This window comes from Dolichospermum sp. UHCC 0259, from assembly GCF_009711935.1.
GTDB lineage: Bacteria > Cyanobacteriota > Cyanobacteriia > Cyanobacteriales > Nostocaceae > Dolichospermum.
The window spans coordinates 1-312 of record NZ_VIKX01000093.1 but is presented as its reverse complement, the minus strand read 5'-3'; the positions used below and the strand labels follow the sequence as shown (position 1 = coordinate 312).

1 protein-coding gene is annotated in these 312 nt (G+C 43.6%); it reads left to right on the top strand.

Features of this window, described 5'->3' with window-relative positions; all coding sequences use genetic code 11:
* A partial coding sequence (locus tag FJR05_RS07035) for a hypothetical protein (protein WP_168643457.1) occupies positions 1 to 312 on the top strand: 312 nt, incomplete at both ends.

Here is a 312-nt window from a genome sequence, read left to right as displayed (position 1 = left end):
CCTTAACGCGAATTGAAGAACAAGATGGTGAATGGGCAATAGAAGAAGCAGAAGACTGTTTAGAACTGCTGCTAGAATTGCAAACACTGGGAGACAGTGTAGTTATGGCTTGGCCAGAAGGGGAAAAACTGCGGGTTAGCCACAATGCAGACTTGAAAGACTTTAATTTATCAATTCAACGTCAACAAGACTGGTTTGCAGCTACCGGTGAATTAAAATTAAATGACGACCTGGTGCTAGATATGCAGCAACTTCTAGCACTTTTGGAAAAAACCCCCAGCCGGTTTATTCCCCTGGGTGACGGTCAATTTC